Annotated in this window: 20 protein-coding genes; 12 read left to right on the top strand and 8 right to left on the bottom strand. The window is 62.0% G+C overall.

Annotated elements, in window-relative coordinates; genetic code table 11:
- Window positions 1–54: 54 nt before the first annotated feature.
- Window positions 55–1,206 carry an ABC transporter substrate-binding protein gene (locus tag C266_RS21120; RefSeq protein WP_051126492.1) on the bottom strand — a complete coding sequence of 384 codons (1,152 nt, stop codon included), beginning with the start codon at window positions 1,204–1,206 and terminating at the stop codon, window positions 55–57.
- A gap of 468 nt (window positions 1,207–1,674) precedes the next feature.
- On the opposite strand from C266_RS21120, the gene C266_RS21125 reads away from it, so the two are divergent.
- From C266_RS21125 to C266_RS21135, 3 genes are all read left to right on the top strand, one after another.
- Window positions 1,675–2,652, top strand: coding sequence for a polysaccharide deacetylase family protein (locus C266_RS21125; protein ID WP_010806794.1), 978 nt, complete (start codon window positions 1,675–1,677; stop codon window positions 2,650–2,652).
- Between the two features lie 128 nt (window positions 2,653–2,780).
- Window positions 2,781–3,626 carry a GntR family transcriptional regulator gene (locus C266_RS21130; protein WP_370855805.1) on the top strand — a complete coding sequence of 282 codons (846 nt, stop codon included), beginning with the start codon at window positions 2,781–2,783 and terminating at the stop codon, window positions 3,624–3,626.
- Between the two features lie 9 nt (window positions 3,627–3,635).
- Entirely contained in the window at window positions 3,636–4,271 is a 636-nt protein-coding gene (locus C266_RS21135) for a flavin reductase family protein (RefSeq protein WP_010806796.1), read from the top strand.
- A 66-nt stretch (window positions 4,272–4,337) separates the two neighbouring features.
- Here the strand turns inward: C266_RS21135 and C266_RS21140 are convergent, their stop codons facing one another.
- From C266_RS21140 to C266_RS21150, 3 genes are all read right to left on the bottom strand, one after another.
- Window positions 4,338–5,126: an alpha/beta fold hydrolase gene (locus C266_RS21140; RefSeq protein ID WP_036663532.1), complete on the bottom strand. Its 789-nt coding sequence runs from the start codon at window positions 5,124–5,126 to the stop codon at window positions 4,338–4,340.
- Between the two features lie 149 nt (window positions 5,127–5,275).
- On the bottom strand, window positions 5,276–6,610 hold the full coding sequence (locus C266_RS21145; RefSeq protein ID WP_010806798.1) for an MFS transporter: 1,335 nt from the start codon (window positions 6,608–6,610) through the stop codon (window positions 5,276–5,278).
- 132 nt (window positions 6,611–6,742) lie between these two features.
- Window positions 6,743–7,624: an oxaloacetate decarboxylase gene (locus C266_RS21150; protein WP_010806799.1), complete on the bottom strand. Its 882-nt coding sequence runs from the start codon at window positions 7,622–7,624 to the stop codon at window positions 6,743–6,745.
- A 238-nt stretch (window positions 7,625–7,862) separates the two neighbouring features.
- On the opposite strand from C266_RS21150, the gene prpR reads away from it, so the two are divergent.
- The 4 genes from prpR (at window position 7,863) to C266_RS21170 (ending at window position 14,608) form a co-directional block, all read left to right on the top strand.
- On the top strand, window positions 7,863–9,863 hold the full coding sequence (prpR, locus tag C266_RS21155) for a propionate catabolism operon regulatory protein PrpR (protein WP_010806800.1): 2,001 nt from the start codon (window positions 7,863–7,865) through the stop codon (window positions 9,861–9,863).
- A gap of 272 nt (window positions 9,864–10,135) precedes the next feature.
- Entirely contained in the window at window positions 10,136–10,609 is a 474-nt protein-coding gene (locus tag C266_RS21160) for a type III secretion system chaperone (RefSeq protein ID WP_168162941.1), read from the top strand.
- Between the two features lie 193 nt (window positions 10,610–10,802).
- The gene (locus tag C266_RS26390) at window positions 10,803–12,119 is read left to right on the top strand and encodes a hypothetical protein (RefSeq protein ID WP_010806802.1); all 1,317 of its coding nucleotides are present in this window, start codon (window positions 10,803–10,805) and stop codon (window positions 12,117–12,119) included.
- A 368-nt stretch (window positions 12,120–12,487) separates the two neighbouring features.
- Window positions 12,488–14,608: a pentapeptide repeat-containing protein gene (locus tag C266_RS21170; protein ID WP_010806803.1), complete on the top strand. Its 2,121-nt coding sequence runs from the start codon at window positions 12,488–12,490 to the stop codon at window positions 14,606–14,608.
- Window positions 14,609–14,646: 38 nt separating this feature from the next.
- Here the strand turns inward: C266_RS21170 and C266_RS21175 are convergent, their stop codons facing one another.
- The 3 genes from C266_RS21175 to C266_RS21185 all read right to left on the bottom strand — a co-directional run bounded on the left by C266_RS21175 (window position 14,647) and on the right by C266_RS21185 (window position 17,420).
- Window positions 14,647–15,447 (bottom strand): class I SAM-dependent methyltransferase, encoded by an 801-nt coding sequence (locus C266_RS21175; protein ID WP_010806804.1) that lies wholly within the window; start codon window positions 15,445–15,447, stop codon window positions 14,647–14,649.
- A 340-nt stretch (window positions 15,448–15,787) separates the two neighbouring features.
- Window positions 15,788–17,131, bottom strand: coding sequence for an NADP-specific glutamate dehydrogenase (gdhA, locus tag C266_RS21180; protein WP_010806805.1), 1,344 nt, complete (start codon window positions 17,129–17,131; stop codon window positions 15,788–15,790).
- Window positions 17,132–17,192: 61 nt separating this feature from the next.
- Window positions 17,193–17,420 (bottom strand): hypothetical protein, encoded by a 228-nt coding sequence (locus C266_RS21185; protein ID WP_010806806.1) that lies wholly within the window; start codon window positions 17,418–17,420, stop codon window positions 17,193–17,195.
- 102 nt (window positions 17,421–17,522) lie between these two features.
- On the opposite strand from C266_RS21185, the gene C266_RS21190 reads away from it, so the two are divergent.
- The 5 genes from C266_RS21190 (at window position 17,523) to C266_RS21210 (ending at window position 22,459) form a co-directional block, all read left to right on the top strand.
- A complete protein-coding gene (locus tag C266_RS21190) occupies window positions 17,523–18,818 on the top strand; it encodes an MFS transporter (protein WP_010806807.1) in 1,296 nt (431 codons plus the stop codon).
- A 131-nt stretch (window positions 18,819–18,949) separates the two neighbouring features.
- The gene (locus C266_RS21195) at window positions 18,950–19,627 is read left to right on the top strand and encodes a helix-turn-helix domain-containing protein (RefSeq protein ID WP_010806808.1); all 678 of its coding nucleotides are present in this window, start codon (window positions 18,950–18,952) and stop codon (window positions 19,625–19,627) included.
- 60 nt (window positions 19,628–19,687) lie between these two features.
- Window positions 19,688–20,959 (top strand): FAD-binding oxidoreductase, encoded by a 1,272-nt coding sequence (locus C266_RS21200; protein WP_010806809.1) that lies wholly within the window; start codon window positions 19,688–19,690, stop codon window positions 20,957–20,959.
- Window positions 20,960–21,063: 104 nt separating this feature from the next.
- The gene (locus C266_RS21205) at window positions 21,064–21,435 is read left to right on the top strand and encodes a cupin domain-containing protein (RefSeq protein WP_010806810.1); all 372 of its coding nucleotides are present in this window, start codon (window positions 21,064–21,066) and stop codon (window positions 21,433–21,435) included.
- Window positions 21,436–21,613: 178 nt separating this feature from the next.
- A complete protein-coding gene (locus C266_RS21210; protein ID WP_371257147.1) occupies window positions 21,614–22,459 on the top strand; it encodes a response regulator transcription factor in 846 nt (281 codons plus the stop codon).
- A gap of 73 nt (window positions 22,460–22,532) precedes the next feature.
- Here C266_RS21210 and C266_RS21215 read toward each other — a convergent pair whose 3' ends face one another.
- Window positions 22,533–23,957, bottom strand: coding sequence for a cytosine permease (locus tag C266_RS21215; protein WP_010806812.1), 1,425 nt, complete (start codon window positions 23,955–23,957; stop codon window positions 22,533–22,535).
- Between the last annotated feature and the right edge of the window lie 65 nt (window positions 23,958–24,022).

The following is a 24,022-nucleotide window of genomic DNA, read 5'->3' on the forward strand; positions in this document are numbered from 1 at the left end:
GATGTCCTCCGGGACGCCGGCACGCGGCGCCCCTCAATGCCGGTGACGTGCGACTTACTTCGCCGCGACCTTCGCGCCCGTGGCCGTCACGGGAACGATGCGGTTGTCGATAAATTGCGCCCACACGTAGTCTTGCGCAGACAGCGCGTCGTGCTGCTGGTCGTTGAACGGCTTCACATACGTCTTGATGAGCCCTTCGTAACGGTCGATCTTGTAGAAGCCGCCGCGAATCGCATCGCCTTTCGTCGAGCCCGCCTTGTCGATGGCCAGCGCCGTCAGACGCATCGCGTCGTAGGCGTTCGCCACGCCAACGGCCGGGGTGATGTCGTCCACCCCCTTGATGTCGGAGTACTTCGCCTTGAGGGCGGCAACGACACGCGCGCTCACCGGCGACGTCGCACCGAAGAAGCTATACGTCTGCACGAAATGCACGGCCTTCGCGTTGGGGCCGGCCAACTCGGTGAAGCGGCCGCCCGCCGGGCCCCAGTGCGACACGATGGGCACCTTCCAGCCCATGCGGTCGAGCGACTTCACGACCTGCGCCGACGGCCCGACATTGCCGACCATCAGCAACGTGTCGGCCCCGGCGGCCTTGAGGCGGCCCAATTGCGGCGTGACGTCCACGTCGTTGGCCTCGAACTTCTCCACCCCGGCGGGCTTCATGCCTTTGGCGGCCAGCGCGGCGACGATGCCTTTCTCATTCGATTCGCCCCACGGGTTGTTCACGAGAATCAGACCGAGCTTCTTCGCGCCGAAGGTCTCCTGCGCATGAGCGACCATGGCGCTGTCGACGATTTCATCGACGGCCGATACGCGAAACACGTAGTTCGGATTTGCACCGTTGCGCGTAATCGGCGTGCCCGCCGCCCACGGCCCCATGAACGGCACTTTCTCCTGATTCGCGATGGGCACGATGGCCATCGACACCGGCGTGTCGAGTCCGCCGAACAGCACCGCCACCTTGTCTTTGTAGATCAGCTCGCGAGCGGCAAGCACCCCTTTGGCCGGGTTGCCCTCGTCGTCGCGGCGCACCAGTTCGAGCTTGCGCCCGCCGAGAACACCACCGCTCGCATTGATCTCGTCGATGGCGATCGTCATGCCCCGCGTAAGCGCTTCACCCGCGCGCGCCGACTGCCCCGAGAGCGCCGTGACGAGACCGATCTTGATCGTGTCCGCCGCATAGCTCGATGCGCCGGCGAACGACATACCGGCGGCCGCCAGTGCAAACACACCGGCCCGGAGCCAGCGCCGGCGGGGTGAGGCCGATAGCGCCGTCGTGTCGCTGGCGGCGTTGGAACGTACAGATGCAGACATGAGCAATCTCCGTGAGGAAGCATCAGAAGCGAATCGAAAGCGGACCGATTACGGTCCCGGTGCCGGGGCATCGCCCGGACATATCCCCGCCGTATGCAAGAGGCATGCCACGTCGTCGACATTTCGCCTGAATCGCTCAGTACGATATGAATCACAACGCGTTGACGATCTGGCATCGAAATTGCGAACGATTGGTTGTAACGTTCGTTGACGATCTGATTTGCGCCAACTCGGAACACGCTCGCACAGTCGCGGTGCGTAGATGTTTCAAGTCGGCTCACGACGTGAGCACGAACGATGAACGAATGGACCCTGACATTGAGCACGCCTTGCCGCCATGCAAGGCAACGACGACACCCGATGACTTCTGCCCTGACGCTTACGGAACACGACGACTGCGCGAGCACCGACCCCCGCTTCGGTGCGCTTCGCACGCACGACCGCTTCGACTATCTACCGATCACGGCACGCGATACGTATCGCTGGCCCAACGGCGCGCGCCTTGCCGTCTACCTCGGTTTCAATCTGGAGCACTTCGCTTTCGGTGAGGGGTTGGGCGCGAACCTGGGCCCTGTCTCGCCGCAGCCGGACGTGCTCAACTTCAGTTGGCGCGAATACGGCAATCGGGTGGGCGCGTGGCGCTGTCTCGATCTGTTCGACGATTTGTCGATACCCGCCGGCGTGGTACTCAACACATCGCTGCTCGACCATTGCCCCGCGCTCGTGCGCGCGTGTGTGGCGCGCGGCGACGAGTTGATCGGACATGGACATACGAATGGGCATCGTCAGAGCGATTTCGAGTTCGCTCATGAGCACGATCTCCTCGCGCATTGCCGCGCGCGCCTCGCGACGGAGACGGGATATACCCCGACGGGGTGGCTATCGCCCTGGATATCGGAGACGCATGACACACCGGATCTGCTCGCGCTCACCGGTTATCGCTACACGTTGAACTGGTGTCATGACGACCGGCCGGTGCGCATGCGCACCGCGCACGGCACGTTGTGGTCGGTGCCGTATCCGCAGGAGGTGAACGACATTCCGATGATCGTGGGGCGTCAGCTCGATGGTGCGGCATTCGCCGACATGATTGCGGATCAATTCGACGAGATGTACGCGCAGGCGGAACATCCGACGCGCGCCCAGCCACTGGTGATGGGGATCGCCTTGCATCCGTACCTCGTCGGGCAACCGTATCGCCTGCGCCACCTGCGCCGCGTGCTCACCCCCATCGCCGACGCAGCGCGGCGCGGCGACATCTGGCTCGCAACGCCGGGCGATATTGCGGCGCACGTCACGGCCGTGAGCGCGACACAACCCGACGCCATCATGGGGTAAGGTGCGATATGACGCTCAAGCCGCATTGCCCGGCGTGTCCCGATTGCCCACCCTCGACCTTGCTACCGTCGCCGCCTATGCCTGCCGACAAACCGCTGACCCCTTCGCGCCGCGCCGCCGGAAAATCCGTGCGGTCCGCATCTGCGGCAACCGCTGCCGCGCCTGCGAGTGATGCCGAATCCCGTTTGCTGTCCTTGCACGCGCCCGTCCCGCAAGACCTCGGCGAGCAAAGCGCCGAGACGCGGATCGAGACGCACATCTACCGCACCATCGTCGATGGCGTGCTCGGGCATCGTCTGACGCCCGGCACCAAACTCCCGGAGCCTGAGCTTTGTCAGCTCTTCGACGTGGGGCGCGCGGTGGTGCGTCGCGTGCTGGAGCGTCTGGCGCATGACGGCATCGTCACGCTGCGCCCCAACAAAGGGGCAGTGATCGCGGAACCGACGCCGGAGGAGACTCGCGAAATCTTCGAGGCCCGGCGCGCGTTGGAGCGAGCGCTCGTCGAACTGGCCGTCGCCAATGTGACCGACGACGACCTCGCCATGCTGCGCCGTCAGCTCGACGCCGAGCATACCGCCATGCACCGCTTCGATCAGCCGTCATGGGCACGCCTCGCGAGCGACTTCCATTTGCGCGTCGCCGCGCTGGCCGGCAATGCGGTACTGCTGCGTTACCTTACCGAGTTGATCTCGCGCTGCTCGCTTATCGTCGGGTTGTACGAACCGCCCGGTTATGCCCCGTGCGAACACGACGAACACGCCGCCATCGTGGCGTGCATCGTCCGGCGCGATGCGGCCGGCGCCATCGCCCGCATGCAGTCGCACCTCGAAGAACTCGAGCGCCGTATCGAGACAACGCGCATGCGCGGGCAGAAAAGTCTGGCGTCGCTGCTTGGCTTACCGGAAGCGGTATCGCCGGAAGACGTTGCGCCGCCTGCCGAACCCGTCAAACGCCAACGCCGCCAGAAAACCTGAGGACATCGCATGGAAATCGACTTCCGCGAAATCACGGCGTACCAGCGCTACAAATTGATGGCGAGCCTGATCGTGCCGCGCCCGATTGCGCTCGTGACCACAATCAACGAGGGCGGCGCCGTCAATGCCGCGCCGTTCTCGATGTTCAACATGGTGGGTGAAGAACCGCCGATCGTGATGCTCTCGATCAACCGGCGCGACGACGATTCGCTCAAGGACACTGCGGCCAATATTCTGCGCAGCCGCGAATACGTCGTGCATCTCACCGATGAGCCGATGACGGCGCGAATGCATGCGTGTGGCGACCGGCTGCCACCAAGCGAAAGCGAGTTGACGCATGCGGGACTCACGCCGGTGGCAAGCAGCCTCGTCGCGCCGCCGCGCATTGCACAAGCACCGGTCGCCTTCGAATGCACGCTTTGGGAAACGCTGGAAACGCCGAGCCGCCATATCTTCATCGGGCGCGTCGAGCGCATGCACGCCCGCGACGAACTGATCGATACCCAGCAATGGCGTGTCAGGTTGCAGAACTACTTTCCTGTGGGACGCTTCGGTGCGAGCTTCTACGTCGACACCCGCAATCGCTTCTCGCTCGAACAGGACGGCGGCCAAACCACGGCCAGCACCGCCGTCGATGAGATGTAGACGCGAGCGCTTAAAGCGCGCGACGACGACGAGAGGCATAGCTTCGTGTCATCGTCGCGTGGTCTTTCATCGTGTGTGAGCCCTCAGGAACGTTTCCATTAGCGTTGCGAATGCCGGGGCATTCGTTTGCATCGGGTAATGCCCGCAGTCCTTCATCTCGGTTAGCTGCGCGTTCGGATGCCACGCGAGGAAGGTCTGCTTCATCGCCTCGGCATCCAGACCCGGGTCCTTGTCTCCTACGATCACCAGCCACGGGGTGCTCAACCCGCGCACCTCGTCGACGAAGTCCGTCGTCGTCATCATGTCGAGATAGCGACGACGGCACGCCGCTGCCACAGACTCGCGGTTTTGGCGCAGCTTCGCGTCGACCCAATCGTCGGGGACACCCTTCACGCCCCCGGTCACGAACTTCACCAAGCGGCGAAACGCGTCGTCGTTCTCGCACGTCAACGCGAAAAACTCGGCAGCCTCCGGTGGCAGGCGATTGCCAGCCGCCGACAGCGGACACACCGCCACGGCACTCTTGATGCGCGAAGGGACATTGGCTGCGAGGCGTTGCGTCGCCATTCCGGTCATCGAATGACCGACGACATGGAAGCGCGTCCAACCCAACGCGTCGGCCACGCCGAGGCAATCGGTCGCGATCTCGTCGATGGTGTAGCAGCCGCGCAGGTGTTTTGAGCGTCCGTACCCGCGCAAGTCGACGAACACGTAGGTGAATGTCGCACCGTCGAGATACGGCAAGAGGGTGTCGTAATTCGTGTGATCGCCGAGCCAGTCATGCAAGACGAGAACGGGTTCAGGACCATTGCCGAATGGCGTGAAGCCCAGCATGGCGCAAGAGAGATTAGTCATTTCGATTCGTTCCTTTCTGGTGAATGAAATCCGGATCACGAAGTCCGGAAACCAAAAAGAAACGCCCCCCCGGCGGACCGGGAGGGCGTTCGAATTAGGACTTGATGGTATCGTCTCGTCCCCGCAAAGTCAACGCAACTTGCGGTGCATCAGTCGAAGCGGCGACCGCGTGTCTCGGGCATCTTCAGATAGACGATGAGCGAGATCGCCGCGCAGATCGTCACGTACCAATAGAAGTACGATTCGTGGCCGCTCGCCTTGAAGCGCAGCGCGACGAACTCCGTCGTGCCGCCGAGGATGGCCGTGGTCAACGCATACGGGCAACCAACGGCCAACGCACGGATGCGCGGCGGGAACAGCTCCGTCTTCGCCAGCATGTGCACCGACGTGAAGCCCGAGAGCATCACCAGCCCGGCGAACGACAGGGCAAACGCCACCACCGGATCTTTGGTGTGACTGAGCGCCGTGAAGAGCGGCACGGAGAACAGCGTCGTACTCACGCCGAAGATCATCAACACCTTGCGGCGGCCGATCACGTCCGAGAGCAGGCCAAACAGCGGTTGCAGCGGCATGTAAAGCAACAGCGCCAGTGTAGAGATGAACGTCGACGACTCTTTCGACAGTCCGACCGAATTCACCAGGAACTTCTGCATGTAGACGGTGAACGTGTAGAACGCCACCGTGCCACCGATGGTGATGCCGATGGCCAGCAGAATCTGACGCCAATGCCCCAGCACTTCGCGGGTAATCGATGTCTCGCGTTTTTTCGCGCTATCGACAAACGCCTCGCTCTCCGTCACGTTGCGACGCATATACAACGCGAAGAGCGCCAGCACGCCACCCAGCACGAACGGGATGCGCCATCCCCAATGCTCGATCTGTTCCGAAGTGAGCAATACGCGCTGCATCAGCAGCATCAGGCCGAGCGCCACGAGTTGCCCGGCGACCACGCTCACTTGCAAGAAGCCGAGGTAAAAGCCTTTGCGATACTCCGGCGCGATTTCGCTCAGATAGGTCGCGCTCGTGCCGTACTCGCCGCCCATCGACAGGCCTTGCAACAGACGCGCCGCAATCAGCACCATCGGCGCGAAGATGCCGATGCTTGCGTAGCCGGGTGTGAGCGCAATCATCATCGAGCCGACACTCATCGCAAGCACCGATCCCGTGAGGGCTGCCTTGCGGCCGCGCCGGTCGGCATACAACCCAATGAGCCAACTGCCCAGCGGACGCGCCACATAGCCGACCGCCGCAATCGCGGCCGTATTCATCAGTTGGACGGTCGGGTTATCGCCGGGAAAGAACGCCTTGGCGAAATAGATCGAAAAGATGCTGTACGCGAGAAAGTCATACCACTCGATCAGGTTGCCTGCGAGGCCACCGACGATGGAGCCGATCTTGACCGGCGCACGCGTGCCGGGGGCCGCATGTGAAGTGTGTGAAGTGTTCGAGGGGCGGGCGGCAAGGGAATCCGAGGGGGGCGTCACAGTCTGTCTCCAATACTTGTTGTCTACTGCCATCGTGCAGCGGTGCCGTACTGCTGGAAGAGCGGGCGACGCCAAGAACTGCCGGCGTCGCCGTCATGCGTATTCAGGGGGGTGGGCGCGAGCTCCGCGCGCTTAGCTAGCGGCGTACTTCTTGTCGAGTGCGTCGTAGAACGGCTTGTTGACCAGACGCTGGCGCTCGGCAAAGGGCACCACGAGTGACGGGTCTTCGTCCAGACGCCCGCTGTCGCGCAGCGTACCCAGCGCCTTTTGCATGCCGAGCACGGCGCTTTGCAGCGCGGCGTTCGCATAGAGCACGATGCCGTAGCCCAGTTCGGCCAGACGCGGCTGCGATTGCGTCGGCGTCTTCCCGCCGATGACGATGTTGATCAACTGCGGACGATCGAACAGCGCCGGCAGACGTTCGATATCGGCCAGCGTCTCTGTCGCTTCGATGAACAGGATGTCGGCACCAGCGTCGATGAAGCGGTGACCGCGCTCGATGGCGGCTTCGATGCCTTCGACGGCAGCCGCGTCGGTACGGGCGATGATTTGCAGGTTGGCGTCTTCACGCGCGTCGACGGCAGCACGGATCTTGCCGACCATCTCGTCGACGCCGATCACGGCCTTGCCGTTGAAGTGACCGCACTTCTTGGGCAACACCTGATCCTCGAACTGGATGGCATCGGCGCCGCTGCGTTCGAGCACACGCACCGTATGACGTACGTTGAGGGCGTTGCCGAAGCCCGTGTCGGCATCGACGATGATCGGCAGCGAGACGGCGTCGCGCACGCGGGCGGTGTGCTCGGCCATCTCGGCAAGCCCCACGAACGCGAGGTCGGGCAGGCCGAGCGACATGTTGGTCACCCCCGCGCCAGTGAGATAGAGCGCTTCGAAACCGGCGTCTTCGATCACGCGCGCCGAAAGGGCGTTGAAGGCGCCGGGCACGAGCAACCCCTGGCGGGCCTCGACCTTGCGGCGGAATTCGGCGCGGCGTTGCGCGGTCGTGGTGGTCATGGCGTATGTCTCCGTATCGGTAAATGGGTCTACCGTTCGCAATCTGCGTGCCAGTCGCCGCATCACTTGAGAACGCCAAGCAAATCGGCGTCAAATCATGGACTTGCGCTGGTCAGCCCGTTTTCTGCGGATGTGGCAGAATCGGCAAACCGAAAATGAAACGTTTCATGAAACGCTTGCGAAACACCGATGAAACGGTGAGCCATGCGTTTCGTCAGTGCCGTACGGAGACCTCGCAATGCCCCCCAGCCTTTCCGGTACCGTGCCGCCGCGTGCAACCGCGTCCGCACCGTCCGATCCCCGCGCCCGCCGTCCGGGCATCGCCCTCGTGAGCATCAGCCGGTTGCAGACCCTTTGCGAGACCGTCGCGCCGCGCTACACCGACCGGGCGCGCTTCTATTCCGTGCGCGAAGGCTATGGCGCGGCCGTGGCGGCGTTGCAATCGTATGTCGACTCGGGGGCCGTCGACGTCGTGCTCGCAGCGGGATCGAACGGGGCGTACCTGCGCGAGAACCTGTCGGTGCCAGTCGTGACGGTCAAGGTCAATGGCTTCGACGTCCTCAGCGCGATCACACGCGCGACCACAACGTGGCCGGACCAGCCGCTTGGCTTGGTGCTTCACGAGACGGTGTCGCGCGAGTTGGACGATCTCGGTCAGTTGTTGAAGATTCAGCTTCGGCAACGCGCCTATCGTTCCGTCGACGAGGTGCAGGCGGCTGTCGACACGCTGGCGGCGCAGGGGTGCAAGGTCATCATCGGCCCGGGCATGGCGTGCGATCTCGCGCAAGAGGCGGGGCTCGAACATGTCTTCCTCTACTCGCTCGGCGCGGTCGAAGAAGCCTTCGAGCGATCGGTCGAACTGGCGCGGGTAAGCCGCGACAAGGAATCGAAGCGCATGCGTCTGAATACCATCGTGGCGCACATGCGCGACGGGGTCGCGGCCTTCGATGAGAACGGGCAACTCGAAGCCGTGAATCCTGCGATGTTCTCGCTGCTGGACGTGGATGCCGGGCGAGTCGAGACGCTGGGTGCGCGGCAATTCGAGTTGACGCGAAAGCTCGGACCGATGTTGCGGGAATTGTCGGACGGCGGCGTGGCCATCGAGGAGCGTCTCGTGCATATCGACGCCCGCGCCTTCATCGTGAGTTGTGTGCCCATCTATGAGCACGGCATGCGCTCAGGCGCGGTCGTGACGGTGCAGGACGCCCAGATGGCACAGCGCATCGACCGCTCGTTGCGCACGACGCAACGGCCCAGGCACCTTGTCGCGAAGCATGAACTGACCGAGTTGGTCGGCGATTCGCCACAGATCGAGAAGGTGAGACGGTTGGCACGCGCAGGCGCCTCGCACGACGCGACGGTGCTGCTGACCGGCGAGAGCGGGACGGGTAAGGAGCTGGTCGCGCAGGGTATTCACAACGCGAGTGCGCGGCGCGGCAACCCGTTCGTCGCCTTCAACTGTGCGGCACTGCCGGAGGGACTCATCGAGAGCGAGTTGTTCGGTCACGACGAGGGCGCCTTCACCGGCGCGCGGCGTGGCGGCAAGGCGGGCCTGTTCGAAATCGCGCACACGGGCACCATCTTCCTCGACGAGATCGGTGAGATGCCCGCAGCCTTGCAGAGCCGGTTGCTGCGCGTGTTGCAGGAGCGCGAGGTGATGCGCCTGGGATCGGGGCGTCCCGTGCCGATCGACGTTCGCGTGATTGCCGCGACGCATCGCGATCTCAACGCGCTGGTTGCGCAAGGGCGATTCCGTGCGGATCTGTATTTCCGCCTGAACCTGTTGCAGGTGACGCTTCCCGCGTTGCGCGAGCGCCGCGAGGATATTCGTCTGCTCGCACAGACGTTGTTGTCGAGAAACGCTGCACAGTACGGGCTGGATGCCCGCACCTCGAAGCCGATTCTCAAAGTGCTCTCGCCGTTGTTCGATCATTACGACTGGCCGGGCAACGTGCGCGAGCTGGAGAACCTGTTGACGCGCGCAGCGATTTATCTCGATAACGATGTGGCACGCCATGCGCAAACGTTGCACGAGGTATTTCCGGAATTGCTGCGGTTATCACCCAGTAAGCGGCATCTCCCGACCGGCCACGCCGACGAGATCGCGGCACCCGCGCCAGTCACTCGCGCGGCCGCGCTCGCCGCGCTGCAAGCTTCAGGCGGCAATCGCGCGGCGGCCAGCCGTGCGCTGGGCATCAGCCGCACGACGTTCTGGCGATTGATGAGGTCTGTCGACTGACGGTGCGCCATCGCGGTATCGCGATATCGTCGCGACGGCGCTCTATGTCGTGGACACCGAAGTTCCTCACATCGACACCACGAATCGGCAAATGCGTCGTGAACCGCCGATCCTCATAGGGAATGGATCAAACGTCCCCGCCTCGGGACCCAATTCACCAGCCCTTCATCTCAGATCCACAAATCCTTCATATGGACGTGCTGCGGGCACGCACCGGCTACAGCGCGGCTGCAACCCGTCGGCATGACAACCCGATACCTGAAAGGAGCAATGTGTCCGAGAAGTTTCAAGGCCAGATTCTGCGTGAGTTTGGGGAGTTGATTGGTATTCCTTCGCTGACATTCGACGAGCATGGCGCCTGTTGCTTTGTGGTCGACGAAGATTTCGAGCTAGCCATCTTGCGCACTGACGACCAGTTGTCGCTGACGCTGCCGATAGACTTTCCCGAGGCCGCCATGCAAATACCGGCGCGGCATCTGCTCTCACTTTTCCCTCCCATGACGGTCGACACGTTGCGCGGCGAGAGCCCCGTGATCGCATGGCATCCGCAGGCTTCGCGTGCGGTGGCGATCGTCACGTTATCGCGGCATCTGGCGAGCGCCGAGCAACTGGCCGCCTACACGGTCGAATTCCTCGAATGGTGCACTCACTGGCGCAACGTGATCCGGCGTGACGTGCCGGCCTTCCTTCACGCGAACCCCGGCGTTCAGCGCAACGACCCTGTGCACTGGCTCGCACTGCGCTGAACCACCAGAGAAACCGGAGAATAACGACGCGCCGCGTCGACGGCGTCGCCTATCAGGGTGGACGACAGCAACCCGGGCACGATGGTCGACGTCCTGTCTGGAACATTCAACATAAGCGATCTACAGAGAATCTATGCCTTTTGGAAATAGCATTTCGCAACAGACTCCCCACGCAATGTCGCCGGATACCGCGATGAACGCGTCAGATCAGGCGGGCGCCGCGACAGGCACGCTCAGCCGCCGGGGAAATTCGCATGCGCTGAAGAAGGCGTCGGCCGAGAGGTTTCTCGATTTCAACAATCGGCCCGCCACCGGCCCCGACATGAACGTGCTACGAAGCAAACTCGGCAACGCGCAAGTCATGTCCGCGCTGAGCGCGCGCTCATTCGTGGGACCGAGTTCCTACTTCCTGAACACCGCGCAGGTCAGTGCGATTCCTCGCTCGGAAATTCCCGCTCCGGAGCGGAAGCTTTACGTCGGATACAACCGGGTCTCGCAACAACTTTCCCATATCGCGACCACGCTCTATCACGTGATGACCCACGAGACATTCCTGGACAAGTGGAACGAAGGCGAACGCGGCGCGATCAACCCCATCGAAATTCAGTTGGCGGTGATCGGCGACAAGCTGCACGTCTCATCGAACTTCCACAGCGATAAACTCGCCAGGGCATTGCACATCGCCCTCAGCGCGGGTGCGCCCGACCATTCCAAGGCGCTTGAGCGCACGTCGAACGTGGACAAGCATGCCGTTCGCGCTGCCACCTGCCTGCGTCATTTCCGAAAATTCCACGCCCTCGCCGGGGCGAGTGCCAATCAGTTGAAAGACGCCCAGACGCGGCTCAAGACGGAGATCGATCGGGGCATGGGGGTACCGTCGCGGACCGAAGGCGTCTCGCCGGAAATCATCGGCAAGCAGGGCGTTAAAGCGCTCGAGACGATTTCTCGGGTGTTGACCGAAGAAGCGGGCAAGGGTTTCCCCAGCCTCGTCGTGCACGCGCCCCCGACGTTCGAGCGAGGTCCGGAAAACGCGCTGCCGCCGGGCGTGACGGAAACGCGTCACGCCGAGCAGAACATCGAAGATGACCTGGCGCGCAACGCCGAAGCACATTTCGCACAGGCAATCGCCGAGTTGGGATTGTCGAATTCCGACGCCGTCATCGTGCCGATGGCGGGCAAGTTCGTCGCTTGTGCGGTGTGCGCCGAGGCCGAAAAGGCCATGCAGGCAGAAGGCGAGGGCGGCGTGTTTGCGCAGGACAGCGAGGCCTATCGTTTCAACCTGCATCGCTCGGGGGATCGCATCGGCCATGCATACGCGAACGAAGTCCAACAGTTGGCGACCCACGCGCTGCACCCAGACCAGAAGCGTGGCATCGAAAAGGCAACGACGATTCGCGACAACTTCGTGTCGGCGCCGAACAAGACCATGGCGTGGAAGGCACCCGTCGCCGCTGCCATGATCCCCAACCGGACCGACAGCGAAAGCGAAGCGTTCACCGACCCTCAGTAAGTCCGATCGCGGTCACCGCCATCCGGTAGCCTGCGACGGCGTCGGCGGCAAGCTCCGCCGACGCGGAAATTCTTGCATTCTCCTAATCCGGCCCTCCCGATATCCAGATTGCGCCGATCCGGACATACGATGGCGGTCTTCGCCATCGCGGCCCGGCCGGCATTGCCGACTGCGGCATGCCAATCGCGGCAGGTTGACTCAGCCGGACGATGCCTGCCATCCCATTGTCGAGATCTCCCGAGGAATCCAACGTGTACCTAGCTGGCAAATCCGGTTCTGCCGATTCGTCGAACTTCCATTGGGCGAACAGCCCTCGACGTCCACAGCGCCCCCCCTCGGGGGACTTCTCAAAACCCGGCGTCAGTGCGATGGTGGCAATCGCGCACCTGGAAGTCTCGGCAGTCGCGCGAATCGGGGCCATCGGCTTTGCGTATGCGTGCGCGGGTCAAGAGGCGCTCAAGCAATGCGGGGACATCCGCCTGGTGTTCTTTCGGGACAACCGGCGACGTGACGTACTCGCGGCGCGCTTGTGGCAGGAACTCGAAGCGAGTTCGCAAATCAGGGCCGACATGATTCCGGCCTATGTGGAGCAATTGGTCACCTCTTTCGACAGCGCGTCCGCAGACGCCTGGCAGGCGTTGGGATTTTCGATGGACAACGTCAGCGAGTTCGCTCAGTTGCCGCGGTCATTGCAGCGCAACCTGCTGACATTCACCGACACGAGCGTTTCCGACCTCCGTGCTCTCGATCTGAGAGACATCGATCTCCGGCACATCGCCTTTCGTTCCGGAGACCTCAGCGGCGCGAACTGGTGCGAAGTCGACGCCAGCGAAGCGGATTTCGCCCGCGTCAATCTCTCACGCGCCTGCTTGCAAGGTGTCGCTTTCGTGAACACGTCGCTGAGGGGCGCCCGGTTCGAAGCCCTGCGCCGCCTGAATGCCGACTTCAGCGGTGCGGATCTCACCGATGTCATCCTGACACTGGATACCGATTGGCTGATCGGCACGCCACAGACTGCCGATCAGGCGATGGCGCGTGTCGACAGCCTGCTGAGCGAAGACAACGGTTGGGAATTCCTCGCCACCATCGCGTCGATGGACAATCGGCATGGCGATCTGAAGCGCGCACTGATGTGTCAGTTGATCGAGTCGCTGGAAACGCTTTCGGTTTCGGAGACGGTCGTATGGAATTTCATCTCGTCGTGGGTATCGGTACTCTCCGACCCCGTGTTCTGGGAGAGTCCGTTGATCTCTGCGTTCATCCGGGCGTATCTGCCCGTGGGCATTCAGGCGACGTGGAACCGCGAACCGGTGCCGCAGGATCTTTCCGTCGACCGGTTACGTTTTCACATCGAGTACCTGCTTGAGATGTCGGCGCATCCGCAGTGGCCGATTCTTCATCAGGGCGCGATCCACCAGTTGGTGCTCCGAGCCCGCGCAACGTCGCAACTCGACACATTGGCCGATGATTTGCTCGATCACTTTCATCGTCACCCCATCATCGCGTCGGCGGCACGTGCCCTGGAGAACGTGCTGCCGGATACGTCGCGCGACACATGCATCTTCCTGTCCGAAGACTCGCTGAGCGCCGTTGCGTGCACGCCCGATCTGCTGGAAGCAGTCATCGACAATGAGGCCGATATCCCCTGGCATTCGTTTTATGTCCTCGGAAGGGCGACGCCTGAGGCCAGCTACGTCATCGAGCCAGCCGTTTCGCCTGAGATCGCACTCCGCCCGATTCCGCTCCTGCACGCGCGATACCAAACCGCATCGGGCGTCGAAAATCGCCGTTTCGCCAAGCTGCTGAATGCCTATTGGGAGACCGGTGCGACGGGCATCGCTTCGGCGACACCTGGCGTGTCCGGTACTTCCACGGCAGGTGGCGCGAACGACACGTTGCAACTATCGGATCGCGAGGCCTACCGGCGGCTCGCGCTCGATATGACGACCCGAATCTCGTCCAGTCATCCGTCACATAAGCTGACGACGATCTCGTGGCAGATGCTTCTGCAGCGTGTATTTGCGCACACCATCGTTACCCCCGGTTCGCTTCACGAGCGGCCGGACGATGACCACGCAACGATGCGCTTGCAGCCCGAAGCGAAAGCCGCGCTCTGGCGTGCTTGCCTTTCCGAGGTGCCGGGCCTTGAAGACACCCCGAAGAATCGCGCGGCGTTCGAAGTGATCGAAGCGATCAAGCAGACGAGACTGGCGTCGAGTCTGCTGCTCGGCACGGAGACGGAATCTCCGGTCGTGCTTCGTTACCTTGCATGCGCCTTGCTCAACGAGGTGTCCGCCGACGATCCGGACAGGGTTCCGCGCGAAACGCTGGCGGATTGGTGCGCACGTCTTGTCGGGGACAGCAAGGAAATGGCGACGTGTACCGCGACGCTCTCCGACGAAATGATGGCCTTCGTGTCGGCGACGCCGTCAAACTCGCGGTTACGTGAGATTTACGACGCCGTTCTGCCTCACGCCTGGCGCCGATAGATGGTGGTTGCGATGAGGCAAGCGCCGTGGGTAGGACGTCAGGGTTTCACGGCATACGTTGCAAGAAACGTCGGCAGAAAGCGATCGATCACGAATCTTGGATTCGGTTGTTCTTCCTCATGGAAACCCTTGAGCACGAACCCTGCATCGAGTTGCCCGCCAATCTGTTCGCCAAGACTATGGCCGAAAACCAACGCCTCGCCGCTCGACTGCTTCCTGGCGAGTTCGACGGACGTCAGATCGCGCACGTCCGAGTAGGGCACCTTGAAGCGAGGACGGATGATGCCCTGTGTCGCGTACGCCGGGTCGCGATCTTCCACAAAGACCACCGGATTGTAGAAGCTGCTGAGCAGTCTTCCGCCGGCACGCAGTACCCGAAAGCACGCTTTCCATACGGGACGAACATCCGGCACATACAGATTGGAAATCGGGTGGAAGATGCAGTCGAACGAGGCGTCGGCGAATGTCGAGAGATCGCGCATATCGCCCTGGACCGTCGTTAGCGTCAGTCCGTCGCGACGCGCGACCATTTCATCCTGCGCCAATTGTGCGGCAGAGACATCCAGCACAGTGACGTGCGCGCCTGCGGCGCTCAGCACCGGTGCCTGCTGACCGCCTCCCGAGGCGAGACAAAGGATGCGTTGACCTCGAACGTCGGGCAACCACCCCTCGGGCAGCGCGGACGGCGTGAGATGTACCGCCCAGTCGCCACGACGTGCCGCCGCAATCACTTCCGCGCTGACAGGACGTGACCACTCGCACTTCGTTGCGGCTTGACGATCCCACGCGGCGCGGTTGTGTTCGAGAACGTCGGGGTGAGAAATTTGGGAATCTGACATGGTGTTTTCCGGGTGCGAATGGGGAAAACTGCCCGTAGAGACACGAAACGCATATCGAGGCAGACACGCGAAAGCCCGTGGTGCCGGGTCGTCGGGTTATCGGTTAAGGCTCGATCATCAAAACGAAAAGCAATGCGCTCGCGCAGCAGGCAGCGAGGGGACGAGATGCGGAAGCATCCGGCATTACTTGTTCATTCCGATGGGCTCCAGTGGAAGGGGGAGAGACGTGCGATATGGTACGCCACCTTCCGTTGAACGCAAAAGGCGCTGCCCCGAAGGACAGCGCCTTTTGCACGGTTTCGGCGCGTAATCTGTATCCAATCGCGGCAGGCGCCAGCCTTTAGATCACGCCCTGTGCGAGCATGGCGTCGGCGACCTTCACGAAACCACCGACGTTAGCACCGTTCACGTAGCTGACCGAGCCGTCGGCACGGCGGCCGTGTTGCAGACAAACCTCGTGGATACTGCGCATGATGTCGTGCAGACGCGCATCGACTTCCTCGCGCGGCCACGAGATGCGCATCGCGTTCTGACTCATTTCCAACCCTGAGGTTGCAACGCCGCCGGCGTTGCTCGCCTTGCCTGGCGCGTACAGAATGCCGTGGCTTTCGAAGCGCTTTGCGGCCTCGTTGGTCGATGGCATGTTGGCCCCTTCCGCGACGCAAATCACACCGTTCCCGATAAGCGTTGAGGCATCGTCGGCATTCAGTTCGTTCTGTGTAGCGCACGGCAGCGCGACGTCGACGGGGATATGCCAGGGGCGCTTGCCCGGCAGAAATTCGAGACCGGTGCGTTTCGCGTAATCGCTCACGCGGCCGTAGTGATGGTTCTTGACGTCCATCAACTCGGCGAGCTTTTCGGTAGTGAAGCCCGCCTCATCGACAACCGTACCGCTGGAGTCGGACACGGTGACGACCTTGGCACCGAGCGCCATCGCCTTTTCCACCGCGTATTGCGCGACGTTGCCCGAGCCCGACACGCTCACACGCAAGCCGTCGAAGCTGCGTCCCGTCTGCTTGAGCATTTCCTCGGCGAAGTACACCGTGCCATAGCCGGTGGCTTCCGGACGAATCAGCGATCCGCCAAACGACAGCCCCTTGCCGGTGAACACGCAGTCGGCACGGTTCGAGAGCTTCTTCATCATGCCGGCCATGAAGCCGACTTCGCGTCCGCCCACGCCGATGTCGCCGGCGGGCACATCCGTGTCGCTGCCGACATGGCGAAACAGTTCGCTCACGAACGCCTGACAGAACCGCATGACTTCCCCAGGGCTCTTGCCCTTCGGATCGAAGTCGGAGCCGCCTTTGCCACCGCCCATGGGCAACGTCGTCAGGGCGTTCTTGAACGTCTGCTCGAAGGCGAGGAACTTGAGGATCGAAAGATCGACCGACGGATGAAAACGCAGACCGCCCTTGTAGGGGCCGATGGCGGAACTATGTTGGATGCGATAGCCGCGATTGACCTGAACGTCGCCGTGATCGTTGACCCACGACACCCGGAACATCACGATGCGCTCGGGCTCGACCAGACGGTCGAGCAAACCATGCTCGGCATATTTCTGATGCTGCGATATGAATGGCCACAGGCTTTCCATCACCTCCGTGACAGCTTGCAGGAATTCCGGTTGGCCGGGGTTGCGCTCGGCGGTGGAGCGCAGGAAATCGTCAAGTGATTGATATTTCATCTCGAATGCCCATCAATGGTGCTTATTCTTGTGAAGAAAAGGCATTTTGCACCATTTAGGATCACGAGATAATCAAAAAAAGAAAAGCGAGCCGCAAGTCCGGCATTCCCTTGCCGATCAACATGTTGTGGAACGCCCCCCTCGTCAGGCCGCAAGCCCTCCAGTTTCGAATCCGGCGCAACGGTCGCCAGCAGACAGCGCACACCGCAGCGCATGGGTCCCGTGCCGTCGCCTTGACGCCTGATTTCAAAATAATTTCAATCAGAAAGAAAATTTCATCGAAATTCACGCAAAAATTTCACATAGGTGAAATCTCTAATATCGACACGCAATTCGGCTGCTCAGAATGCAGGCTCAGGTCAATGTGACGTCTCGCACTGGAAGGTCGTATATGGACACCACCAAAATCGGCAGTTTCCCGGCATCGAAGGCTCGTAAGGGCAGCCGGACCCGCGACGTGATCGCGGCAAACTTCGGCACGTTTTTCGAGTGGTTCGATCTTCTGGTGTACGCGATGTTCGCGATCACCATCTCCAAACTGTTCTTCCCACAAGGCGACCCTCAGTCGGCTTTGCTGTTCAGCCTGATGACTTTCGCGAGTTCGTTCCTGATCCGGCCGGTCGGGGCTGTGGTGCTGGGCATCATGGCCGACAAGGTGGGGCGTCGCGCCACGCTGAGCTTCGCGGCGATGCTGATGCTGGCCGGCACGGTTCTGATTGCCGTGTCGCCAACCTACGATTCGATCGGCGTCTGGGCGCCGGTGATCCTCGTCACGGGCCGTCTGCTGCAAGGTTTCTCGGTGGGCGGGGAGTTCGGCACGGCGAACTCGTACCTTACCGAGCAGAGCGCGTCGCGAAAGGCATTTTTCGCAAGCTTGCAGTTCTCGGCTTCGGGCCTCGCGGTGCTGGCGGCGTCGCTGTTCGCGTACTTTTGCAACCATTCGCTCACACAAGATCAGATCAACGCGTGGGGGTGGCGTCTGCCGTTCCTGTTCGGTTGCCTGATCGGGCCGGTCGGTCTGTATATCCGCTCGAAGATCGACGAGACGGCCGACTTCGAGAAGGTCAAGCATGCGGGGGCAACGGTGCAGAACCCGCTCGCCGAGACGTTCCGGTCGCACAAGCGCTTCGTGCTGATCGGCGCTGTGATAGCGGCCGCCGGTGTCGTGGCCAGCTTCCTGAACCTCTATATGCCGACGTTTGCGATCAATAATCTCGGCCTGACCAAGGACGACGCGTTCATCGCGTCGATCTGCAGCGGTGTGGTATGCACGCTGGTGCCGGTGCTCGGCGGCATCACAGCCGACCGTCTCGGCACCATCAAGGTCATGCGCACGGCATTGATCATCGGCGTGATTCTGGTCTTCCCGCTGTTCCAGATGCTCACGCGCTCGCCCTCGCTGCTGACGCTGGCGATCTTCCAGTGCACGTTGTCGTTCATGTTCTACAGCTTCTATTTCTCGCCGATCGGTTCGCTGCTCTCGCAACTGTTTCCGACGTCGTGCCGCACGACAGGCGTGTCGATCGCCTACGTGATCGCGCAAACGTTCTTTGGCGGCATCACGCCGCTGGTGGTCGGCTTCATGGTCAAGACCACGGGTAGCGTGATGGCGCCGGCTTACTACATCGTGATCATCGCCGTGTTCGCGTTGATCGGGCTGCACGCCAGCCGCAAACATGTGAAGTGACGGGCCTTGGCGGGCGTCCCCGAATTGACGCTATATCGAAATCACTCTAGACTTTTTGAAGTGATATTGAAATTCATCGAGCGTACGTTTCACGCGTCCCGCCCCCGTTGCGTCCCCGATTCCTTTTCGCCATGCCATCGAAGCCGAAAGCCGTCACCGTCCAGACCCCGCTCCCAGAACAGAAACCCGGTGCCGTAGATTTGGCCGACGATCCTGCCGCGCAGGCTAGCGACAAGGAGCTGGGCATGCGCCTGCGCGCCATGCGCACCGAGCGCAAGTTCACGCTGAAGGATTTGGCGGCGCGCACGAACATGTCGATCGGCATGTTGAGCCAGATCGAGCGCGGCGTAAGTTCGCCGTCGATGCGCTCGCTGCGTCAGTTGTGTCATGCGCTGGGGGTGGATGGCGCGGCATTGTTCACGTCGGCTCCGGTGCCGGCGGAAAACGTGCCAAGCACCACCGAACCCAGTGAATTCGTGGTGTGGGCAAACCAGCGAAAACCGCTGCGGCTCGCCGGTTCGGGAGTTACCAAGTCGCGCATCACGCCGTCGAACTGTGCCTCGCTCGAGGCGTTCATGATGGAGCTTGAGCCGGGCGCCGCGTCCGACTCGAATCTGCTGGTGCAGTCCGGCGACAAGGTGGGGTATGTGCTCACCGGTAAATTGCGCGTGTTCATCGACGACACCACGCTGGTGCTCGGTCCGGGCGACACCTATGGCTTCACGGGCAACCGGCCATACCGCTGGGAGAACGCGTGGGACGAGCCCACCGTGTTCATGGTCGTGAACAGCAACCACTTCTACGTGTGAATGCGGCCACGGCCGCACGCCTTCCCCCGCTTACGTTTTCCTATTGTCGATTGGTAATTTATGGCTAGCGTTCTCCCCAGGCAGGTCGATGTCGCGATCATCGGCGCAGGCATCATCGGAATGAGTACCGCATGGGCGTTGGCGAAAGCCGGTTTGCGCGTGGCGGTGTTCGAGAAGGGCGTGATCGGCGGTGAGCAATCGTCGCGCAACTGGGGCTGGATTCGCACGGTCGGGCGCGATCACAAGGAACTGCCGCTGGCCATGCAGGCGATCGACCTGTGGAAAGAGATTCAGGCGCAGCATGATGTCGGCTACCGCCAGACTGGCATAGCGTATCTGGCCGAATCCGAGGCCGACATGGCGGGCTATCGCAAGTGGCTCGACAAAGCCTTGCCGCTGGGGGTGCCGGCACAATTGCTGAGCCGCGAGCAACTACCGGACTTATTCAACACGCAGTCGGCGCGCCCCTGGATCGGCGCCCTTCATTGTCCGGTGGATGGTGTGGCCGAGCCCGAGCGAGCCACCCGAGCGATTGCGATGCTGGCCGTTGCAGCGGGTGCGCAAGTGTTCGAGCAGACCGCCGTGCGTTGTCTCGATCGGCAGGGTGGGCTGGCGAAGGGCATCGTGACCGAGCGGGGTCGAGTGGCGGCCGACGCCGTCGTGCTGGCCGGCGGCGCGTGGTCACGCCTGTTTTGTGGCAACACGGGCGTGAACTTCCCGCAGTTGAAGGTGCATGCTTCGGTGCTGCGAACCACGCCGATGGACGCCGGACTGGATCTCGCGGTCAACGGCAGAGATTTCACGTGCCGCAAACGAGCGGACGGCGGTTATTCGGTGTCGCAACTGGGCGCGTCGGTGGCCGATCTCACGCCCGACAGCATTCGTCTATGCCGCCAGTTCTTCCCTGCCTGGCTTTCGGAAAAGAAGTATCTGAAGCTGCGCGTCGGTAAGCGTTTTCTCGACGAACTGATGATGCCCACACGCTTTGGTGCGGAAGGTCCGACACCGTTCGAAGCGCATCGCACGCTCGATCCAGCGCCGGAGATGAAATCGATTGGCGTCGCCCTCGATAAGCTCAAGCAAGCGTTCCCGGCGTTTGCGCCGGCGCAGATCGCACACGCGTGGGCCGGTTTCATCGACGTAACGCCCGATGCTATTCCGGTGATTTCAGGAGTCGACGATGTGCCCGGCTTTTTCCTTGCGTCCGGCTTCTCGGGCCATGGCTTCGGCATCGGCCCGGCTGCGGGTGCGCTGATGGCAGATCTCGTGCAGGGCAACACGCCGAAGGTGGACCCCCATGCTTTCCGGCTCTCGAAGTACGCCGGGCATTGAATCCGGCGCGCTACAGGGTGGGACCGGTCGGCTCGCATGTGCCACTGCCCGCTCGTATCGCGCCTTCTTTTTGCAATCCGTTCTAACCGATATAGAGGTAAGTTGTGGCCGACAGTCATTCGCGTCTGGTGCGCTTTAGCGCGGGACCTTTGCAGAACCCTGAGATCGGCAAGCCGCGCCGTCCGATGGAAGGGGATACGGTGTTTCGCAGCATGACGGGGTTCGAGGGCAACGGCGGCCGCGCGTCGTCGGGCATTTGGGAAAGCACGGCAGGCAAGTTCCGTGCAGACACCACCGGGTACATCGAGTTCGGATACATCCTGGAAGGGGATTGCCGCATAGTCGACCCGGACGGCACCGTGCACACCCTGCAAGCCGGCGATCCGTTTGTGATGCCCGAAGGTTACAAGGGGCACTGGGAGGTCGACGCCTTTGTGAAGAAGGTCTGGTTCGTCTCGCTGACGGGCAATCAATGATCTGACAGAAGAAAAAAAAAGGCCTTACCTCAAGGCCTTTTTGCACTTTCCGTCCCGCTTCGGTGTTGCGGATTCGATTCAACGGCAGGCCGGTCGCACTGGCACCGGTGCTTACCGAAAAGTGCCGCACGGTTTAGCCGCATCCTCAAAAAATCAACGACTTGCGTAAAGGCGCGCCATGGCGGTTCATCGCTTGCGGTCGAGTGAATGCTGCGCCCCGCGGCCCGAAAAGATCGCGTCTTCGCGTTCCGGCACAAACAGATCAACGAGTGCGGAGTTTCCCGGCTACCTGAATGCGCGCGAAACCGATAAGCTTTTGTCCTTCCCGGTCCACTCCGCGAAAGCCCTCCAGCAAGCAAAAAGGAAACCGATGGACAGCCCCCGTACGCCAAATGCCAGCCCCGCTGCGCCGGAGCCGGTCGTCTACATCGTTGACGACGACGAGGCGGTGCGGGTCTCCATGCGCTGGCTGCTTGAATCGGTCGGGCACAAAGTGCAGACGTTCGCCAATGGCCGTGAGTTCCTCTCGGGCGCCGATCCACGAGGCCCCGGCTGCGTGCTGCTGGATATCCGAATGCCTTACATGGGCGGCTTCGAGCTTCAGGACAGCCTGCATGCTGCGGGCTTCCGCCTGCCGGTTATCTTTCTCACGGCCCACGGCGACATTCCAATGACCGTCCGAGCGATGAAGGGCGGGGCCTACGATTTCCTGGAAAAGCCTTTCAACGATCAGGAACTGCTCGACAAGGTTGGCGGTGCGCTACAGGTTGGCCTGCGCGAACACGCCCAGGCACAGGCAAGCAGTCAGCGGCGCGACTTGCTGAAGCTGTTATCGGCACGCGAGCGCGAAGTCTTCGACCTGCTCATCGAAGGCAAGGCATCGAAGGTCATCGCGGCAGAGCTGAACATCAGCTACAAAACCGTGGAGGTGCACCGCGCTCACATCCGCGATAAGCTCGGCGCCACGTCCGTCGCAGAACTCGTGCGACTCGGCATGAGCGAAAACGGAAAACGCCCCGACTGACGTCCGTCCCAAAAGAAAAAAACGCCCCTGGGGCGGGGCGTAAGGAGATACTCGGGAATGCAGCGATGCCGGGCTAGCTACGCGCGGTCTTTATCTTTACGCGGCGCAGTGCACCGAGTCGCAGCACCGGATACAGCACGAAAGACACCACCAGCGACGTGAAGAATTCGATCGGTACCAGTCGATTGAGTACGTAGTGTGCGAGAACGAACCCCGTCACTACCGTTACCACGCCCGCCCAATTCACATCCTCTTCGCCACCGAGTGAACCACCGGCACTGCGCTTGACGACGAAGTAGTCCGCGATGATGATCCCCGCGAAGCAAGTGGTCAGAATGCCGAGTACGGTGATGAACGAATTGAACCATTCGAGAATCGAGCCGATCAGCATCAGACAGGCGATGACGTTAGCCAGCACCACGAACACAAAACGCCCCGGCCGCCATCCGAACACGGCATCCGCCAGGTTAGTCAGCGACAGCGACGCGCTGTAGGTGTTGAGCACCTGAGCCTTCGACTGGGCGAACACCATCAATAGCGTGCCCAGCACCCCGCCGAACACGATGAACGCCGCCGCCACGCTGTCCGGGCTTTGCAGCGCCAAAGCACGCGCCGCCGCTTCCGTCAAGCCACCGACCTTCACATGATGAGCCACCAGTTGATCCATGCCGGCATACATCACGATGCCGCCCACGGCGACCATCACCACATCCATGAAGATGTTACCGATGACCGCCGCAATGGCGATGTCGCGCGACGATTTCGCGTATCGACCAAGGTCGGCGTCGATCAGCGCGAGCGCGCCCGCCGACCCGATGAGCACGTTCACACAGAAGCTGAACTTGCCCCAGTCAGTGTTCGCCCCCATCGCCGTGAGTGCCTCGGGTGGCATCTGCGCGCCGAACTGCATGACCGACGACCAGCTCTGGCCCGAGGTCGCGATCACGTCGATCATCATGTAGAGCAGCACGGCAAGGAATGCCACCAGCGTCAGTGACGAAACGCGTGAAACGAGAGAGAACCCGAATGCCGTGAGCAAGATCCACGCGATCGTTAGCGTGCCGTAGACGGCGACCCGCATGCCCAACGTATCGGGCTGATTGAGGTAGAACAGGAATCCCTTGTAGAGCAGTACGTTCTCAAGCGCGATGAAACCGGTGATCATGAAGCCGAACACCAGCGCCAGCAGCGCAGAGCCGCGCTGCCCCAGCCCGTGCTCGCGCGACAGTACCGTGCTCGACAATCCTGTGCGAAAGGCGATGTGCCCCGCCCCCCAGCCAAGCAGCGCACCGACGACTGCCACGAATACGCCGGCAAGCAGGCCAATTCGGATGCCGGCAACGAAGGTGACGAGCGCGCCGACGAACAACTGGATCAGCGTTGTCACGATGCCAGCCGTGCTCCACGACAACTGCAGCCAGTTCTGACGCTTTCCGTCAGGCACGGCTTCGAGCGCGTGGTCGTCGCTACGCGTTGAGATTTGCGATTCGCTATGCATGTTTGTCTCCAGTATGCGAGAGACCGGTTTGCGTGAGGCGGCAGCGCGGGCAGTCACGCTGGCGC

The sequence above is a fragment of the Pandoraea sp. SD6-2 genome (genome assembly GCF_000389825.1).
Classification (GTDB): domain Bacteria; phylum Pseudomonadota; class Gammaproteobacteria; order Burkholderiales; family Burkholderiaceae; genus Pandoraea; species Pandoraea communis.

Excerpts from the sequence above, each read along its gene's own strand:
- C266_RS21120 (WP_051126492.1), bottom strand. The coding sequence starts at position 1,206 with ATGTCGTTCGCCGGCGCATCGAGCTATGCGGCGGACACGATCAAGATC.
- C266_RS21125 (WP_010806794.1), top strand. The coding sequence starts at position 1,675 with ATGACTTCTGCCCTGACGCTTACGGAACACGACGACTGCGCGAGCACC.
- C266_RS21135 (WP_010806796.1), top strand. The coding sequence starts at position 3,636 with ATGGAAATCGACTTCCGCGAAATCACGGCGTACCAGCGCTACAAATTG.
- C266_RS21140 (WP_036663532.1), bottom strand. The coding sequence starts at position 5,126 with ATGACTAATCTCTCTTGCGCCATGCTGGGCTTCACGCCATTCGGCAAT.
- C266_RS21150 (WP_010806799.1), bottom strand. The coding sequence starts at position 7,624 with ATGACCACCACGACCGCGCAACGCCGCGCCGAATTCCGCCGCAAGGTC.
- prpR (WP_010806800.1), top strand. The coding sequence starts at position 7,863 with ATGCCCCCCAGCCTTTCCGGTACCGTGCCGCCGCGTGCAACCGCGTCC.
- C266_RS26390 (WP_010806802.1), top strand. The coding sequence starts at position 10,803 with ATGAACGCGTCAGATCAGGCGGGCGCCGCGACAGGCACGCTCAGCCGC.
- C266_RS21170 (WP_010806803.1), top strand. The coding sequence starts at position 12,488 with ATGGTGGCAATCGCGCACCTGGAAGTCTCGGCAGTCGCGCGAATCGGG.
- C266_RS21175 (WP_010806804.1), bottom strand. The coding sequence starts at position 15,447 with ATGTCAGATTCCCAAATTTCTCACCCCGACGTTCTCGAACACAACCGC.
- gdhA (WP_010806805.1), bottom strand. The coding sequence starts at position 17,131 with ATGAAATATCAATCACTTGACGATTTCCTGCGCTCCACCGCCGAGCGC.
- C266_RS21190 (WP_010806807.1), top strand. The coding sequence starts at position 17,523 with ATGGACACCACCAAAATCGGCAGTTTCCCGGCATCGAAGGCTCGTAAG.
- C266_RS21195 (WP_010806808.1), top strand. The coding sequence starts at position 18,950 with ATGCCATCGAAGCCGAAAGCCGTCACCGTCCAGACCCCGCTCCCAGAA.
- C266_RS21200 (WP_010806809.1), top strand. The coding sequence starts at position 19,688 with ATGGCTAGCGTTCTCCCCAGGCAGGTCGATGTCGCGATCATCGGCGCA.
- C266_RS21210 (WP_371257147.1), top strand. The coding sequence starts at position 21,614 with ATGGCGGTTCATCGCTTGCGGTCGAGTGAATGCTGCGCCCCGCGGCCC.
- C266_RS21215 (WP_010806812.1), bottom strand. The coding sequence starts at position 23,957 with ATGCATAGCGAATCGCAAATCTCAACGCGTAGCGACGACCACGCGCTC.